The sequence below is a fragment of the Bradyrhizobium sp. STM 3566 genome (assembly GCF_045571445.1).
Lineage (GTDB): Bacteria > Pseudomonadota > Alphaproteobacteria > Rhizobiales > Xanthobacteraceae > Bradyrhizobium > Bradyrhizobium vignae.
This window is the reverse complement of sequence record NZ_CP120692.1, coordinates 6,111,992-6,129,317: the sequence shown is the minus strand read 5'-3', so window position 1 is coordinate 6,129,317 and position 17,326 is coordinate 6,111,992. Positions and strand designations below refer to the sequence as shown.

Annotated in this window: 12 protein-coding genes and 5 pseudogenes; 10 read left to right on the top strand and 7 right to left on the bottom strand. The window is 57.8% G+C overall.

The genetic code is table 11. From position 1 onward, the window contains the following. Positions 1-935: 935 nt before the first annotated feature. Positions 936-1,436: a molybdenum ABC transporter permease gene (locus tag P6U27_RS29510; RefSeq protein WP_407121599.1), complete on the top strand. Its 501-nt coding sequence runs from the start codon at positions 936-938 to the stop codon at positions 1,434-1,436. A gap of 340 nt (positions 1,437-1,776) precedes the next feature. On the opposite strand, the gene P6U27_RS29505 is transcribed toward P6U27_RS29510, so the two are convergent. Then, positions 1,777-2,559: a nodulate formation efficiency C protein gene (locus P6U27_RS29505; protein ID WP_407121600.1), complete on the bottom strand. Its 783-nt coding sequence runs from the start codon at positions 2,557-2,559 to the stop codon at positions 1,777-1,779. 525 nt (positions 2,560-3,084) lie between these two features. On the opposite strand from P6U27_RS29505, the gene P6U27_RS29500 reads away from it, so the two are divergent. The 4 genes from P6U27_RS29500 to P6U27_RS29485 all read left to right on the top strand — a co-directional run bounded on the left by P6U27_RS29500 (position 3,085) and on the right by P6U27_RS29485 (position 6,944). Continuing rightward, on the top strand, positions 3,085-3,462 hold the full coding sequence (locus tag P6U27_RS29500; protein WP_407192987.1) for a hypothetical protein: 378 nt from the start codon (positions 3,085-3,087) through the stop codon (positions 3,460-3,462). Beyond that, positions 3,432-3,788 carry a hypothetical protein gene (locus P6U27_RS29495; protein ID WP_407192986.1) on the top strand — a complete coding sequence of 119 codons (357 nt, stop codon included), beginning with the start codon at positions 3,432-3,434 and terminating at the stop codon, positions 3,786-3,788. The genes P6U27_RS29500 and P6U27_RS29495 overlap by 31 nt, the downstream gene beginning before the upstream one ends. A gap of 749 nt (positions 3,789-4,537) precedes the next feature. Continuing rightward, positions 4,538-5,620 (top strand): ISAs1 family transposase, encoded by a 1,083-nt coding sequence (locus tag P6U27_RS29490; protein ID WP_407192985.1) that lies wholly within the window; start codon positions 4,538-4,540, stop codon positions 5,618-5,620. A gap of 949 nt (positions 5,621-6,569) precedes the next feature. After that, a complete protein-coding gene (locus tag P6U27_RS29485) occupies positions 6,570-6,944 on the top strand; it encodes a hypothetical protein (RefSeq protein WP_407121601.1) in 375 nt (124 codons plus the stop codon). Between the two features lie 967 nt (positions 6,945-7,911). Here the strand turns inward: P6U27_RS29485 and P6U27_RS29480 are convergent. The 3 genes and pseudogenes from P6U27_RS29480 to P6U27_RS29470 form a co-directional block, all read right to left on the bottom strand. Continuing rightward, positions 7,912-8,979, bottom strand: a complete 1,068-nt coding sequence (locus P6U27_RS29480) for an IS3 family transposase (RefSeq protein ID WP_407192984.1) — start codon at positions 8,977-8,979, stop codon at positions 7,912-7,914. Continuing rightward, positions 8,946-9,098 (bottom strand): annotated as a pseudogene (locus tag P6U27_RS29475) (transposase); the annotation flags it as partial. The pseudogene P6U27_RS29475 and the gene P6U27_RS29480, both read right to left, overlap by 34 nt. 470 nt (positions 9,099-9,568) lie before the next feature. Next, positions 9,569-10,697: pseudogene (locus tag P6U27_RS29470) on the bottom strand (IS630 family transposase). A 38-nt stretch (positions 10,698-10,735) separates the two neighbouring features. Here P6U27_RS29470 and P6U27_RS29465 point away from each other — a divergent pair. The 3 genes from P6U27_RS29465 to P6U27_RS29455 all read left to right on the top strand — a co-directional run bounded on the left by P6U27_RS29465 (position 10,736) and on the right by P6U27_RS29455 (position 12,808). Further along, positions 10,736-11,020, top strand: coding sequence for a LexA family protein (locus P6U27_RS29465; RefSeq protein WP_407121602.1), 285 nt, complete (start codon positions 10,736-10,738; stop codon positions 11,018-11,020). Positions 11,021-11,586: 566 nt separating this feature from the next. Then, positions 11,587-12,051 (top strand): sulfotransferase family protein, encoded by a 465-nt coding sequence (locus P6U27_RS29460; RefSeq protein ID WP_407192983.1) that lies wholly within the window; start codon positions 11,587-11,589, stop codon positions 12,049-12,051. Between the two features lie 22 nt (positions 12,052-12,073). Then, positions 12,074-12,808, top strand: coding sequence for a sulfotransferase domain-containing protein (locus tag P6U27_RS29455; protein WP_407192982.1), 735 nt, complete (start codon positions 12,074-12,076; stop codon positions 12,806-12,808). Between the two features lie 370 nt (positions 12,809-13,178). On the opposite strand, the gene P6U27_RS29450 is transcribed toward P6U27_RS29455, so the two are convergent. The 3 genes and pseudogenes from P6U27_RS29450 to P6U27_RS29440 form a co-directional block, all read right to left on the bottom strand. Next, complete coding sequence (locus P6U27_RS29450; protein WP_407121605.1) at positions 13,179-13,496, bottom strand: Dabb family protein; 318 nt, start codon at positions 13,494-13,496, stop codon at positions 13,179-13,181. A gap of 135 nt (positions 13,497-13,631) precedes the next feature. Then, positions 13,632-14,250 (bottom strand): annotated as a pseudogene (locus tag P6U27_RS29445) (GntR family transcriptional regulator). Between the two features lie 348 nt (positions 14,251-14,598). Further along, positions 14,599-15,871 (bottom strand): annotated as a pseudogene (locus tag P6U27_RS29440) (IS701 family transposase). Between the two features lie 75 nt (positions 15,872-15,946). Here P6U27_RS29440 and bioB point away from each other — a divergent pair. Together bioB and panD are read left to right on the top strand one after the other, a co-directional pair. Continuing rightward, a pseudogene (gene bioB / locus P6U27_RS29435) lies at positions 15,947-16,930 on the top strand (biotin synthase BioB); the annotation flags it as partial. Then, complete coding sequence (gene panD, locus P6U27_RS29430; RefSeq protein WP_122405139.1) at positions 16,921-17,274, top strand: aspartate 1-decarboxylase; 354 nt, start codon at positions 16,921-16,923, stop codon at positions 17,272-17,274. The pseudogene bioB and the gene panD, both read left to right, overlap by 10 nt. The last annotated feature ends 52 nt before the right edge of the window (positions 17,275-17,326 follow it).

Genomic DNA, 17,326 nt, shown 5'->3' with positions numbered 1-17,326 from the left:
AAAGGCAGGCGTTTAGTTGCGTTATCCATTTTCCTTAAGCAAGATCTGCACCAGATGTCCGAACTGGGGCCGATTAACTAGCGGCGGACAACTCTTCTTTCGTCAGCGGCACCGGCTGACTGGTATGAGCTCGACGTTCTCAAGGTCGAGCACAAATAACAGCATAGCTTCCCGGCCGTAGGTGCGGAGTGCTGAGATCGATGCAGCAGCATCGACGAAATTGATTATTTGGATTGCATGTAGTTGCCGTATGGAAACCCGGTTTAGGCACTATGTTGCGCGAAAAAATTCTTGGCATGAGCTGCGTTGCGGCTAGCGGCGAAGCTCGTTGTTGCAACGAGCGCCAACGCCGCGCATTAGCCAAGTCGGTCAGAAGCGGCATTCGCTGGCGGGCCCTCGCACCCTTTTGCTAAGTCGCAGAAGCCGCCCAGGGCGATTTCTTAGCTGAACCGTGTGTGTTGCTGCCATACGGCAGGCCTCCTGCGCGGCGCGAACCGTCTACCATTCTTAGTAACATCTCCTCGGGCGAAAAATTCCGATTCTTCCTTGTGCGGCTGTCGCCGTCTGCTTAGGAACAAAAAGATGCCAGAACCCTGACAGAGCGTCGTGAGGTCCGCTCCAAAGTGGCATCGGCACGAACGCGAAGTCCTCTCACATGGGGATAGAGACCTCATGGTTCGCAAGCGGCACAAGAATTGCTGATGACAAGAGAGAAGCGACCGTTGTCAGATCAATCGAGCCGGACTCGCCACCGGGGTTGTCGATGAGGCTCGCGATGCTGCTCTTTCTCGCAGACAAGGCGCGTGTGAATTTGGCCGCGGCGACGACCTCCGGCCCGACCAAAACGGGATTCGCGCCACATCGCCAGGTGAGACCGGCGTACAGGAGATCGCTGCTCGATACGGCGACCTGCGCCGAGCTGTGAGCTGACGCACATGGATGTCGTTTGGGGAGAGATTTCGCAATCTGTTGCGCTCACGATCGAGCTCGCCAGCGTAACGACCGGGATCCTTCTCACGGTTGGAGTGCCCCTCGCTTGGTGGTTGGCGCTTTCGAAGACTCTCGCAAGTGAGGCGGTGGCCGCGTTTATCGTTTTGCCGCTGGTGCTACCGCCCACGGCTCTCGGCTTTTGCGTAGTTGTTTTGCTTGGCCCCCACGGACCGGGTGGAATTATCGCGTCTTTCTGGGACGAGCGCACGCTGTCCTTTACTTTCGCAGGAATCGTGGTCGGATCGCTCCTGTCGGCGCTGCCGGTGGTCGTGCAGCCGATCCGTAACGCCTTTGTTGCGATGAGCGATTGCCCGTCGGAAACGAACCGGCGCGTTTCGCCGCTGCATGCCTTCGTTGCCGTGAGCGCGCCGCTGGCGCGACTGGAGTTTGTTAAAGCCGCGCCCTGGTTGGCTTTTCTCATACGATCGGCACATTTGGCGTCGTGATGACGATTGGCGGCAATATTCCGGGGCGCACCAAAGTGCCAGCGCCGTCTAGTGTTCCACCGGCACGCATCGAAGAATGCATGAGAGCTGGTTCGCCGGGAAGCAGGTCGCTCTCACGGCGCGGAGGGCAGGTCGGAAAGCATCTCGCAAACTAATACGGCCGGCAAGATGGCGAAATCATGCTGCCCAACCTTTGGCGACGGCGCGAAGGCGGCGGGAGAGGCGACTTAACCGTCGCAATTGCAGGGCGCGGATGTCTCGCTTTGGCCCCGGCGCTAGGGGCTGGGCGAGCTTCGGCGCATGTTGCGGTGCGCGACCGTTCAATGAGGCCTTCGCTCTCCTACTCTTCCTCTTCCTCTGGTTCGGTGCGCTGAAACCAGGACCCAGGAGGGAATTTGGCAATAAGATTGGCAAAGCTGGACTGTGGCTCCCATTGTTTCCTTCGCTCTTCTCGAAAGTGATGACCCCGTTTGTGCGTAAAATAACGTGGTCCTTGGATATTACAGTTTACTAACAGCAGAACGCGCCACAGATCACCTTTCTGGGTCGGCTTGTCATTGGGCTTCGGTAAGTAATCAACTACAGCTTCAACGATAGTGCATCGGCCTTGCCGAAGAAGATCGCCGAGCCGGCCTTGGGAGGTAGTCACAAAATTGAAGTTGGACAGATCATGTAGAAAGCGAAGGTTTGCGTTCCTTTCGCCATCTACGACTTCACTGGCGATCAACGAGAGTGCGAGCGCGTGCCAGCCCAATTCCATCGGCTTCGCATAGGTTGACGCAAGTTCAATCGTACCATCGAGCCCGACTTTCCAGGCGATAACGTACTGTTCGTCAGAGTTTCTGTTCTGGTGCTTGGTCCACGAAATGAAAACGAAGTCGTCTTCGCGAAGTTCAAGTTCAGCGACGCCCCACATTTGAGGGACGAACTGTGCCACCTTCGCGACATTGGAGATGATTTGTTCTACCGTCTCTCCATCTTGCGCCCCCCAAGCTGACCTGAATCTCTCGATAAGGGGGCTGTCGATCGAGCGAATACGGCTGCTAATGGCTGGCCAGGCGAGGCAGATCAGAAATGTACCTAGACAAATCCATAGCAGGCGTCTTGCAAACCTTCTCTTCATAGCCTCGGCCCCGCTCTTTCATCCAGAGACTTAGGCAGCACGTGCCTTTGAACCTGCTCTGAGTGAGAGCAATGATTTAGCGACGACACGATGAGGCTGTTCCCGCAAGCGCACGCGGCCTATGTCACGTGCCACTAACTTCCCTGTCAGCGACAGCATTCAATTGGCTGATGGACGTGCCCAGCAGGAGCAGTCTGGGCATGCTGACGGATTGCATTCTTCATGCCAAAGCAATAGGCGGAAATACGTACTGGTTTTCGTGCCTTCTTGTCGCTTATCCGACGTGCGCGTGTTTCGATGTTTCCATTCGGCTGATCGGCCGCAGCTTGGGCACCTTATCCTGCAGCGGAAGAGGCGAGCATCTCGGGCGGATGTCTGACGGAGCCTGGAGCGCCACTGCCACGGTTTGAACCGTGTGCTTCGCTATCACGGTTTTCGCTCGCCGGCTTCGCATCGACCAGCAATGGATGGGTGCAGTCCTATGGCTAGCGCTGCGTTTGGCCCCCGATCCTGTTGGACGATGTAGTGCGGCCGAAGCTGATCGCCGTGGAATGGTGGCGCTACGCGCAGTCACTAACGAGAAAGCCAATGAAGACGATGTTGACCGGACCGGTGACAATCCTGAATTGGTCGTTTGTTCGCGATGATCTTCCTAGAAGCGAGGTCTGTCGTCAACTTGCACTCGCAATCCGAGACGAATTCCGCGATCTCGAGGATGCCGGTGCAGCCATGATCCACATTGACGAACCCGAACTCCGCGAAGGTACTAACCATTGCGCCGATCGGAGTGGAACGCATATCTCGATTGGGCAGGAGATTGCTTCCGCATCGGCTCGTCCGGCGTTAGCGATCACACGCAAATCCATACACATATGTGCTACTCGGAGTTCAACGACATCATAGCGGCGATCGCCGCAATGGATGCGGATGTAATATCGATAGAAACGTCGCGCTTAAAAATGGAGCTGCGGGACGCATTCACAAAGTATAGATATCCAAATCAAATTGGACCGGGTGTGTACGACATCCACTCTCCACGCGTTCCCGGGACGAGCGAAATGAAGGAGCTGATGGTGTTGGCTCTGGCGCGTTTGCAGAAATCGCAGCTGTGGGTCAATCCGGACTGCGGCCTAAAAACGCGCACATGGGAGGAAGTGCGACCCGCGTTGGCCAACATGGTCGATGCCGCCCGCGAGCTGCGCGCTGCATCCTATCCGCAAAACCATTGATCCCGAGCTTGGGTCTGTTGTTGACAAAGTTAATTCGCTAGTGGCCATTTTGCGCGCTCCACAATGTCGAGGCAAGCCTTCGCCGACAAAAGTACCCGGCCCTTGATGGGCCGGGGATGGAACGGCGGCCGATGAAACGCGTCGCGTTATTTTTGCGGACCGAGGGAGAATAGCCGATGGTTCGATCAAAGAGTCCGGAAAGGCAATTCGTCCTCAAACGCACGCCAATGGTTGTGCAGATGGAAGCTGATATCTAGGCAGAACTCGACCGGACGCTACGAGCCGAACACGCCCGGCCGAGACATTTCTCGGTCAAAGCCCCGTTTTTGCATGAGGTGCCTACGAGGCCCCGGCCATCGGCCCAAAGCAGCGGGCGATATGACAGGTTCGACAAGGATGATCGCGCTCCTTCGAGGCAACAGGACCTTCAGTCCCGCGGCCTGTTCTTGGGGGAGCGGACAAACCCCTTTAGATGCTAATTGAGGCAGATCAAAAACTCTCGCCCGAAGTGGCAGTAATGGTCAGGCGAATCCAGATCGAGAGAAGACCATGCCTTCATTTAGCGTTCGGTTTATCAAGACCGTTTGTGACGACGCCGGCGGCGAACACCGTGCGTGCTAGGCAGCGCTCGATGTCGATGCCGCCTCCCTGGGGGGGGGTAGGGGAATCGCATATGGTGCTGGCAGGGTGTTGCCAAGCGGTTGGAACTGGATTCTTTGGGTGTCTCTCGATTCCAGAGGGAGACCTGAATGCGCAAGCTCAAGCGCCTGTTTCGACCGCTCAAGGACCCGCGCGCCAGCAACACCCGACATGATCTTGTGGAGATCCTCGTCATCGCCTTGGCGGCGACGCTGGCTGGCGCCAAGACCTGCACCGAGTTCGAGTTCTTTGGCCAAGGCCGCGAGGAGCTGTTGCGGCGCTTCCTGGAGCTCAGGCACGGCATTCCGAGCCACGATACGTTCAGCAACGTCTTCCGTGCGCTGGATCCGAAGGGGCTGGAAGCGGTTTTGCGCAAATTCAGCAAGAGCTTCGGCATCAAGGGGGTGGTCAGCATCGACGGCAAGGCGCTGCGCGGGGCCTACACGCGGGGCCGGCAGGCCACGCCGCTGCATATGGTCAATGTCTGGGCCGCAGGCACTCGCATGGCGCTGGCTCAGAGAAAGGCTCCCAACCGCAACGAGGTTGCCGGGGCTCTCGAAGTTCTCGCGCTGCTCGATCTGGACGGGGCTCTTGTCACCGCCGATGCCTTGCATTGCCGGCCCGATACCGCGCAGGCCATCCTCGATCGGAAGGGGCACTACGTGTTGGCCATCAAGAGTAACCGTGGCCGGCTCTTCAAGGCCGCCAAGACGTTGGTCGATACAGCCCGAAAGCCCGCGCGAGCGAGTCAACGAAGAGCCACTGCCCACGGTCGCGTCGAGCGCCGGCAGGCCATCGTCGCGCCGGCTCCTCAGTTGGCGAAGCAATACGACTTCCCCGCTATCGCCGCAGTCGGTCGCATCGACAGTTGGCGCGCCAACTCTGGCAAGGCCGTCAAGCACACGGTCCGATACTTCCTCGCCTCGCGCTTGCTGTCGGCCAAAAAGCTGCTCGAGGTCGTGCGTGCTCACTGGAGCATCGAGAACAACCTGCACTGGGTTCTCGACGTTCTGTTCGACGAAGATGCCTGCCGCAGCCGCAAAGATCACGCCGCCGAAAATCTCGCCCTCATCCGCAAGCTGGCCATCAATACCCTGCAGGCAACGCCCGGTCCTGCCCGCATCAGCCACAAAATGCTCCAAGCCAGATGGAATAATGACTTCCTTCTCTCCGCCCTCGCCCATATGCGATAGCCCTACTGGGGGGGGGGCCGCTCAGCCTGCTCCCCCGAGCTGGCTCGATCCTTGAATAGAAACGCCTTCAAGTCGTCCCGGTCCGCGGATCTTTGGTGGGGGATTCCATTGCTTTACGCGCGACACAGTGGTCGAAGGTGGCCCAGAGGATTATTTCGACTGCCGACGTACACGTATTCGTCAGTTTCTGGCGCGACGATCGCGACACCGTTGTTGGGGCCGATGGCGAAGATTGGGTCGCTAATCCTGATCAGGCATATGATCCATGGAGTAGTTGCTAGCTGCAAAAAATCGTAGGGCCTGCTCAACAGGGCCACCAATTAGCTGAGGCCTCCGATGCGTTCTGCGCATCACAGCTCGTTTCGATTGCGCTCTCAGCAGACGTAGGTGGGACGTGAGTGCTTACATTTTGCCCCACCGTGGAGCATCCTTTGGCTGTCCAGCGACTTTAAAGAAGACTGTTGCTTCGATGTCACCAAATGAGTGAATGAGCGATCTACGCTCGTGTCAAAAGAGAGACGATATGTTCGATATCTATCTGAATCGAAGACATCTCTTGGTCGTCCCGAGAGGCTTTGCGATCCCCGCGGGATTGGGCGGGAATTGGAAGCGAAAGAAGCGGGCGGTTCGTTCCGTGAGCGACGTCATTCGACATGATGTGCAACAGCGAGGCTACCACCGACGTCGTCTGATCCCAAATCGGCGGAAGCCGACAGTTGAGACCGTGACACACTCTTAGACGGCACCCCCATGCTGCATCGTTCTTCGGAACACTCTGGGGAGGGTGTCTCAGATACCGTCCAAAGCGTTGGTTATCGCACCGGAAGCAAGCGGTTGTCGTGCATTAAGGACTTGAGGAAGACGACTTCTTTTGAAAGGCTGCGCGCGGCTCAAGAGCTTACCTCAAGTTCATTAATATGGAGAGTTTATTTGAGTCGATGGCGAGCGCGTGAGTTTTCAACTGTCCATTCTGAAAATACTTGCCGGCCAGCCACACGGTCGGGCGAGCATCGAAGTCGTTAAGCAGCATTTGGCTATCTATTATAGCAGCGGCCCGGAGTGGCCGGCTCGTATGAAGCGCATCGCAAGCCGCGCACCCCAACTCGATATTTTTGGCCAGAGGTTGATCGAGCGGGAGGCTGGATGTTGGATCATCAGCGAGGAGGGAAGAAAATATCTTGAGACACTCGAACAGCTAGATCGGACTGTCATGCAAGCTGAGGTCTGGCGAGAGAACGCGCAAGAGCCGATAACTGATCAGCCGCCTCCTTTGACTTTGCAGCTAGGAATGAACGTGGGCAAAAGGCGCCCCGCAAGCGATTGAGCGTAGGTAAGCCGCCATCGGCTTAAAGGCTCGTGGCTCATTATCTTGCCGATTGATTGTGATGTACTTCGCCTAGATCGCGAGGTTCGATTTAGGGCCGTCTCTGGTGTGATGACGTGGTTCGAGGCGACCAGCAGTTTGCTCAATTGAAACTCAATGATGGAAATTCTCGGGTCAGCGTGCACATTACCTGATCGAGAAGATCGGCCGAATCTGATTCTCGCCGAACGCATCATGTTCAGACATGAGTTAAAGGCCCTTGAGGTAGAACCTGTCGATTTGTTGGAGGCGTCACCTAGCGAGGCCTCTGCCTGTCTTGTGAGCGTTCGGTGTCCTGACCGGGATCTGGCTTCCGCACGAAGCCCATTTATACGGCTTTAGCATTGTTGAAGGATAGTGTGGCTCATTCAGCAATACATCTTCTCAACCGCGCATGGCGCGATCACTTGCAGCTGGGCTGCATGCTGCCGATCGAGCTCGACCAGCAAGCATTTAGTTTAGTGGTGTCAGCAGGCGTCAGCTTTACCGGTATTCATCACTTCAGTCGGGCCTATCGAGCAGCTACGGTCTTCTCGTTATATGCGTTGCAAAGGCGAACTTTACAAAAGGCACAGAATCAAAGCCAGGGGGTTTCGTGCCCCTCACCTCTGCGGCCCCAATAAGCAATCATCGCCGGACCTTCAAACACAGCGACGTTCCGTTCGCGCTCCGAACGTCCCAGGTTGGAGCTGTTCAGCTTCATAGCGACGTTCATTCCGGAACGTGTCGGTCTTCATGCTTAGATTCGAACAGTAATAAGTCGATTGGGAGGCATTCAAATAACGAATCTCTCAGCGCCGCGGCCGTACGAAGTTTACAGTTCCAGAGCTTCATTAGATCCGGACGCTTTCGACTCATGATCGAGACTATATGTAGGCGTGACAGCCTATGTCGACGTCTTTTTACGATCTGACCTGCCACTGAATTTTCATCCGGCAGCGGTTAGAGTCTCGGAGCTTTGTACGCCAAGTGGCGCGGTTGGAGCAACGGACGATCGGCGGAGCTGGTCGGGGTTGCGTAGCCGATCGTCCGTTGCGGTGAGGTGGGCGGCATAAGCCGCGGGGGTCATGTATTTCAGCGACGAGTGAGGCCGCTGAAGATTGTAGTCGGCAACCCAATTGGCGATCTTGGCGCGGGCATGGTCGAGATCGAAGAAGAGAGTCTCGTTGAGCAGCTCGTCACGCATCCGGCCGTTGAAACTCTCGACGAAGCCGTTCTGCATCGGCTTTCCCGGTGCAATGAAGTGCCAGTCGATAGCTGCGTCCCTGCACCAGGCGAGCATGGCATTGCAGGTGAACTCGGTGCCGTGGTCGGACACGATCATTCCTGGCTTGCCGCGTCGTTGGACGACGGCCGTCAGTTCGCGAGCGACGCGTCGTCCTGAGATCGACGTATCCGGAATGGCGCCCAGACATTCCTTGGTGACGTCGTCGACGATGTTGAGGATGCGGAAGCGCCGACCGTTGGCGAATTGGTCGTGGACGAAATCCAGCGACCAGCGCGCGTTGGGCATCGCCTCGACTAGGATCGGGGCACGGGTCCCCACGGCCTTGCGGCGAGCCCGCCGCTTGCGGACGGTGAGCCCTTCTTCCCGATAAAGCCGGTAGATCCGGTTGATCCCCGATGGCTCACCCTCCCGCCGCAGCAGCACGAACAGCCGGCGGTAGCCGAAACGCCGCCGCTCGTTGGCAAGGTCACGCAGCCGGCCACGGAGAGTCGCGTCCGGAGGACGGCTGGAGCGATAGCGGATCATCTTCCGATCCGCTCCGACAATCGAACAGGCCCGCCGCTCCGACAGGCTCATGACGGCCTGCAGATGCGCGACCGCAGCGCGCTTGGCGGCGGGCCCTACCATTTTTTTGAAAGAAGCTCGCGAAGGGCGGCGGCGTCGAGCATCTGCTCGGCTAGAAGCTTCTTCAGCTTCGCGTTCTCGTCCTCCAGCGCCCTCAGCCGCTTCGCCTCTGAAACGTCCATGCCGCCGAATTTGGCCTTCCAATTGTAGATCGTTGCTTCCGAGACCCCGTGCTTGCGAGCCAGGTCGGCCGTCTTTGCCCCAGCCTCATGCTCCTTCAACACTGCGATAATCTGCTCTTCCGTGAACCTTGCTCGCTTCATCTGTCCGTCCTTCTTCGGGCCGGACTCTAACTCCATCTGGAGGAAATACGCAGGGGCAGGTCAGATCGTCTCGCAGAGAAAACCGTGTTACAAGCCACGCCTCTCAAAAGGAGCATACATCGTGAAAAAAGCAACCAAGAAACGCGTTAAGCGACGCGAGTGGACGAAAGCAGATATCAAGGAGCTCAAAGTCCATTCGAAGGCCAGAACGCCGGTAGTCAAAATTGCAAAGATGACCAAACGGAGCGTCGGTGCGCTCCGCCAGAAGGCCCTAAACCTCGGAATTGGACTCGGACATCAGCGATAGCGTTGGGTGACGCCGGCAATGGCGCGGTAGGGCGGCTTGCAGGCTGCCCTCAGCGCCACAGAAATTTGCCGAGACTAGCTTTACCCATGAACGCCCGAGCAATCTCGTCTGCATCAGCAGAGTTGCGGCTAAGCGCTTGTTGATCGGATAATCTAGTGGTTCATCACAGTGGTTTTGATTCTTTGGTGGCAACTGGATAGGCGCGACCGAGTTTGGCGCGGGCCTTGTTGGTTGTGAACAACCATTTGATGCGGTCTCGCGCCTTGTTTCGCATCCGTTGCCATGCTGCGATCTCTTTTCGAAGCCTTTTGGGATCGTCGATGCGGCGGCCGAGACACTGGCGCTGCAGCACGCTGATCTCGCACTCGACCATGTTGAGCCAACTGGCGTGTTTTGGGGTGTAGTGGAATTCGAGGCGGCGCAGGATGCGACGGGCCTCGGCAGGCGCAAATGCTTGATACAGTGCGCCGGCGGTATGGATCGACAGATTGTCCTGCACGACACGGATGCAGGGGGCATCGGGATAATGGACGTCGACGAGTTCGCGCATGCATTGTGCGTAGTCCACGGCGGCGCGGTGGTCTGTAACCTTGACGTTGCGCTAACCGCGATGCGGATCGAAGGTGACGAAGAGATTGACGGTACCGTTGCGGCGATATTCGTAATCGTAGCGCTCGCGCTATCCCGGTTGGGCAGGGATCGGCTGGCGTACCTCGCCGATCAGCTGGACTGGTCTCGTCGAAGCAAACCAGGGGCCGCTCGGGATCCGGCGCCTCGGCGTAGAGATCGAGCACATCCTCCATCCGGGCGACGTATTCGTCGTCGACATGAGGAATGCACCACATATCCCGGCGCCATGGCTTGAGGTCGTTCTCGGCCAGCCGGCGACGCACGGTCTCGCCTGACAGGCTGTCGTGGCCGGTGAGCTTGACCATCGCGTCGGCCAGCAATGTCAGCGTCCAGCGTTTGCGGCCGGCGGGCGGCTTGGCGCATGCCGTCGCCACCAGCAGGGCCTCCTCCTTGCCTGTCAGCTTGCGTTCCGCGCCCGGACGCGGCTCCTCACTCAAGGCCCGCTCCAGATTGCCTTCTACGAAGCGGCGTGTGGTCCGGCCGACGGTGGAAAGGCTGACCCGGACGGTTCGGGCAATCTCCGCGTCGCAGCTGCCGGAATCGGCCGCCAGCACAATCTGAGCCCGTTTGAGTTTGCGGGCGGAATGCGTGCCGCCGCCGAGCATCGCCGTCAGTTCGTCCCGCTCGGCTTGGCTCAATTCGACCCGATAACGTACATTCATGCTTCGCCTCCTTGTCGGAGGCCGGGACGAATCCAGCTATGAGTCAAAAATCAGGCGCGCACTTCACCGAGAAGCAGGGACACTATCTCGCTTTCATCCATACCTACTCGTACATGTTCGGACAGCCGCCCGCCGAGGCTGACATCCAGCGGCATTTCCGCGTCAGCGCGCCGTCAGTCCACCAGATGATCGTCACCCTCGAACGCAACGGCTTCATTCGTCGTCAGCCCGGCGTCGCACGAAGCATCGAGATCCTCCTGCCACCCGAAAACTTGCCCATCCTCGAATGGCTCGGTATCAAAACGTCAAAACCACTGCGATGAACCACTAGTTGAATTTTGGATCAGATCCGTTATTCCAACCCTTCTTCGCGTTGGTCAAGTAAGGAGCAACGTTGCATGATCCGCTAACCCAAATGCACGGTGCGGTTTGGGGGAGTAGGCTTGTGTAAGACAAGCCGGCCGGAGCTATAATCAAGTGTATTGACCGCGGACGGGCCACAGGAAGTTGGGTCGGGATCGCTTCCCCTTTGACAGAATTGCTGGGTCCTTCCAAGTGTGATATCCGCGATATGAACGGCGTCTTCGCCGCAGGCAAACTTCCGTATAGTTCTTTCCAACCTTCCCATATCGGCGATCAATGTTCGTGCAATTGAGCGCTCGCTTGATTTCGTGTAGCTCTCGAGCAATTAGCAAAGCGATGCCAGTTAAGTCTTCCGCAGTCCGGCCCAATTGATTGAGCGACTCCCAAGGCGTGAGGGTATGAATCGTCGTCGGTTTCAGACTTTGTACGGAAGTAGCCGCTCTCAAGAGCTCCTCTGGCTGGCTTTGCTTCGCCCAGTCGAGCTAAAGCCGACGGTGGGCTCTCTTCAAGCACGAGTGTCTGAACGATGAGCGGACGTTCTGGCCGTTCACCTGCGGTGTGTTTTCTCCTCGGTCTTCCACGATCCGGAACCACACTCCTGGCGCATTTGCTCCAGCATCATCCAGACATTGTGGCTCCCCCTGAGCCCTGGTTAATGCTGGCGCTTGAAGCATTTGGCTGGGTGGATTCTTGCCATCCGGCGGGGAGCGCACTGATTGAGGCCGCGACCTCTCAATTCTTGGGGCGGATAAATCGCACGGCGGCCAGCCGCGCTTTTGCGGATGCAGCATACGATCAGTATCTCGCAGAAGCGGGCAAGCGGATCATCTTAGACAAGACACCACGATATTGGACGGCTCTTGAGTTTCTCGATTCGGTCTACCCAGAAGCGCCGCATATCCTTCTGATGCGCAATCCCCTATGCAATCGCCGCTTCCTTGAAATCTACGTGGGGCATCCCGCTGCGGGCAGAAAGCTCGCATACTATTAGCGTCTCCAGTATCGTCGATCTCATGCTCCGCATGCCCGACGTGATCATATCCTCCCTTGCCGATTTAGTTCTGGGCCTTCCTAGGTTAGCTGCGCACCGCACTCGCCCGCAGACACACGTGGTGCAATACGAAATGCTCGTGGCGCACCCTGACGAGGAAGTTCGGCGGCTGCTGGCGGCGCTCGAGTGTGATCCAGCGGCTTTCACATCTGCGTACATGAAACAAGCAGATTATCTCCGAACCAGCAGCTTCGGAGACCGAAAAATACTAGAGCGAACCACCATCGACCAAGGCTCTGTTGAGGCATGGCGATCTCAATTGAGCGTCGAAGAGATGCAAACAATGACCAATCTGGTCGGCGCCGAGCTTTTTCTAGAACTCGGATATGAGGAGGAACTGCTACACGCCCGAAAAGCCGGAGTTATGGACACGGGAGAGGAGGTAACTGAACGCTATCGGCGGATATTTCGGACGTGGTGGGTTTCCAGACAGCAAAGAGGGGAGCGTTATCGGCCTCGTCTCACGCTGAAGCGCCAGTCCACACCGCCTGGAATGTCTCGGACAATCGCGACGCGGCTATCGAAATGTTGCGGGACGAAGTCGCGCGACTGGAGCGAATCCTCAATATCGCCTAATGTAGTCCGAGTGCTTGCAATCAAAACACGCTCGTTAATTTTGCCAATCCCATCAGGGACCACAGGGGGCAGCGGCGGAATGCAATACGCTTGCCACGTCTTCAAGTCTTCTCATGAGTAGAGGGTAGTGGGTCACACAAAGCGGATACCGGCTGGGCGCTAATGCAATAGTTATCGCGTTTTCGCTTGAAATAGATGCCCTTTTGCTTAAGCGACCGTCACTGCCGCCCATGCTGTCAATTTAACGACCGCGGCCTCCATGGAGATCTTGATCCCAGGTTCGTCAACGCGCCAGTGAAGGTCGCACTGATGGATTGGCTACCCTGATCCATGTTGAGGATATTTGGAGTGCCATACTTCGCCGCCGCCTCGTCCAGAGCCGCCACGTCACAACGCACGGCTCTCTGTCTTCTGCTGCCCCGATTGGATCCCTAAAAGGACGTCCCTGTCCTCAGGTGACAAGTCGCGAGTGGGAGCCACTATTCCATGCGTCATCCTGCAATGGAGGTGAAAGGAGCATCTGTTGATATTTCGTAGTCGGCCGCGAAGCGCAGCTCGCGGAGCGGTCGGCCCCACTTAATCGACTGCTGGTAGAGATCGTGCGCTTTGTACGCCGCGAGCTCCATTTCGCTGTCGAATTCACCATAGACCACGATGTCGATATCGTTGCCGAGCTGATCGGTCTTGCGGTTGCGGGCAACCTCAAGCCGGCGCGCATGTGGTATCGTGGTGAGAAGCGAAAGACCGTCCATGATCTGGTCGTAACGCGCCTCTTCCTTGGCGCTGAAGAAGACGATGTGACGAATCATGGCCATTCCTGGAGATGTCGCTAGCTGGTGCCATAACTATCTGGGAATAGAGGCCGTTGCAATGAGGCTAGGCGCTTGCCACATGATCGTCGCTTGCGATCGTCGGCGATCCGTAATGAAATTTGCCAGAGTTGCTCAGGACGCCGGAAGGGCAAGGCGCTCAATGGTTTGAATGTGCCGCGTAAGCAGGTTACAGGCTTGATCTAAGTTGCGCGTTCGCAAGGCTTGCAGAATCAGGCGGTGATCTTGATTGGACCGCGGTCGCCAGCCCACTGATCGCGCCATCGCGAACACCAATCTCGAATTGGCAAGCTGCAGTCCATCAAGGCTCGCGAGCAGACGCGGCATTCCGCAGGGCGCGATCAAGGCTTGGTGAAAGGCGCGGTTGGCCATCTCAAATTCCTCGACCGTCTTTGCATTATCTCCTTGGATCAAAGGCGAGCTCGATTTGAGTCAAATGACCTATTGTGAGCCTTGGCCCCGAATGGCGCAATGCCACCACCTCAAGCGCAGCTCGCATTTCAGCGATCTCTTTCACTGAGCGGGTATCGAGCGGGGCGACCCGAACACCGCGACGTGGCACAGCAACAACAAGATGTTGCGCCTCCAGCTGCCGAAATGCCTCACGCACGGGGACGTGGCTGGAATTGAATTCTCGTGCAACATGATCCTGGCGGAGTGGCGCGCCTGGCTCTAAGGCGCCGCTGATAATGCGCTCAGCGATTGAATCCGCGATGCGCGCGACCGTCGTCATGTTGTCAGTAGGTGATCATAGATTATCTACCGCAATAACCGATGCATTTGTGAGGCAACTCGATTAGCATCTCTTCGAGAGCAATGACGATAGATAATTGACGCGATTATCTACAATTGAGCGAGATGGTTATGGATGCTGCCGCGCAAGCCCAGCGCAAAGAAACAGGCACCGATGCGCAGGTTCGTTGTCATTGGAAAGTCGAAGAGACTAATCTTACTGCGTCACGGGTTTCTATGCGTGCGTGAAGCGGCAATGGCACCGCAACAGGGACATCGCGTCATCGTTTTGATGAGATCGTGGATCAGCCGCACGCGCATGGTTGCGATTGAGTTTGGCACATGGCGTTCAGGCCGCATGGGCGGAGCCTCTGGGTCTATAATTGTCGGGTAAGGAAGGTACCTGGACCGGCGCGACGGAACGAGGTGCTGAGGGGGAATCATCGCCTGCTCGGCGATCAAGAACCCGTAGGCCGCGATGCACAGAGTTGCGTGGTGATGGAAGCCGCGCCAACCGCGTCCCTCGTAGTGACCAAGCCCGACCTCCTGCTTCAGCTCCTGATAGTCGCGCTCGATGCGCCAGCGCAGCTTGGCCAAATCGACCAATTGCTGGAAGCTGACATTCTCAGGCACCGTGGCAAGCCAGTATTTGGTTGGCTCTGCTTCGTCCTCTGGCCATTCGATCAACAGCCACTCCGGCGACAGCGTCTCGGGGATCAGTTTGTTGTACCCGACACGGACACGCACACGCGCAAAGCGCGAGGACAGCTGATCGGCCGAGGGTTCGCGCCAGTTCACCGTGCGCCAGGCCTGCTTTGGTAGACCGAGTGCCACTTTCTTGGCCGAGATCAGATCGGGCTCATCGCGGCGGCCCGTGTTGTTCATCGGCTTGTCCATCCGCCGTGGGCCGCTGCCAGGGGCCCACATCAAGATGGTCGGCACGATGCCGGCCACGTAAGGCACGCCCAACTCCGTCATGCCAGCGCGCAGCTGCGAGTCCCTGCCATAGGCCGCATCCATCAACGCGGCGCCGCGCGGCAGGCCGGCCTCGCAGGCCCAGCGGATCTGCTCCAGTGCGATCTGCGGCTTGGTCTTGAACTTGATCTCCTTTGGAACGCCCACCTTCTTCCGTCGGACACGGTCCTTGGTCCACTCCTGTGGCAGATACAGCCGATAGGCGACCGGCAGGCTGGCAGAGTGGTTGGCGATCGACAGCGACACTGCGACCTGGCAATTGGCCTGCTTGCCGAGTTGCCCGCAATATTGGTGGTGCACGCCGACCGAATGCTTGCCTTGCTTGGGGAATGACGTGTCGTCGATGATCCACGCCTCGATCGGTCCATTCTTCTCGATCGCCGGCAGCACCATCTCGCGGACCTTGGCCAGCACGTCCTCATCTGACCAACCCGCGTTGGCAACGAAGTGCAGCAGCGACTGGTGCTGTGCTGCCGTCCTTGCCGGAGCCGTCCGCGCCGCCATCGGCTCAACGCTCTTGCGCTCACCCGCAACATAAGGCCTGTGCAATAGTCGCGCAGCGGCCTCGCCCGCTCCGCGTGACCAATCACGCTCCCAAGCCCCGCGACATACGACGCGAACCGCGCTTCGCTCTGATCGAGATCCATCTTGCCTCCGCGCGCCAAAGATTGAATCTCCTCAATACTTGATTCCCAGCCTCAAGGACTGCGACCGCTTGACTCAGTAGGGCTAAGGCGCTCTACGACCTTCCTTTTGCCGACCTGATGCGTCAGGCGCAGTGCACTCATCGCAAGAACTTTGATCCAAACCACGTCGAAACTGCGAGCCTGCTCAGCATCAAGACCGGCGGCTGTCCGGAGGACTGCGGCTACTGCTCGCAAAGCTCCCATTACAAGACCGGCCTGAAAGCCACTCGTCTAATGCGTTGCGCGGATGTGGTTGCGACCGCGCAGCGCGCGAAGGATGCAGGCGCCGCGCGCTTCTGCATGGCGGCGGCCTGGCGCACGCCAAAAGATAGCGATCTTGATTCCGTCTGCGACATGGTCAAGGCGGTCAACGGACTCGGCATGGAAACGTGCGTCACGCTCGGCATGCTGATGCCGAAGCAGGCCGCACGTCTCGCCGAGGCCGGCCTTGACTTCTACAATCACAACGTCGACACATCCCCCGAGTTTTACAGCAAGATCATCACTACCCGCAGCCTGCAGGACCGCATCGATACGCTGGCGCATGTGCGCGATGCCGGCATCAAGATCTGCTGCGGCGGGATCATCGGCATGGGCGAGCAGGTCGAGGACCGCCTCGGTATGCTCGTGCTGCTCGCCAATCTCCCCCGCCATCCCGAAAGCGTGCCGATCAACCTATGGAACAAGACCGAGGGGGTGCCGGTGGAAGACACCGCGGAACCTCCCGACCCGATCGCGCTGGTCCGGCTGGTGGCGACCGCGCGGATCATGATGTCGCGGAGTGTGGTTCGGTTGTCCGCCGGGCGGCAATACATGACGGATGAATTGCAGGCGCTTTGCTTCTTGGCTGGCGCAAATTCGATCTTCATAGGCGACGTGCTCTTGACCACCAAAAACCCGAGAGTTGATCGCGATGCGGATCTGCTGGCCCGGCTCGGCATCACGTCCGGGCTCGCCGGAGGGAAGCAGTGCGCGCAATATGTTGCCCCTACATCCAGCCTAGGCGAGAAATGCAGATAACTTTGATGAAGGGCAAAATCCATCGCGCCTCAGTGACTGAAGCTGATCTGCACTATGAAGGCTCGATCTCGATAGATCGTACGCTCCTGGAGGCAGCAGGAATAGTGATCAACGAGCGCGTCGAAATCTACAATGTCGAAACTGGAACGCGCTTTGCCACCTACGTGATCGAGGCGCCGCCGAGGTCTGGCACGATAAGCCTGAACGGTGCGGCCGCCCGACTGGCGATGCCCGGAGACAAGATCATTATCGTTGCATATGCCTCATTCGACGCGGCCGAAGCAAAGATATTCAAGCCACGCATTGTGCGTGTGGACCGAGACAATCGCATCCTGGCAAGTTGAGCCTCAACGGCCATCCTTCCTTCTTCAGCGGCCAACGGATCTTTTACGTGAC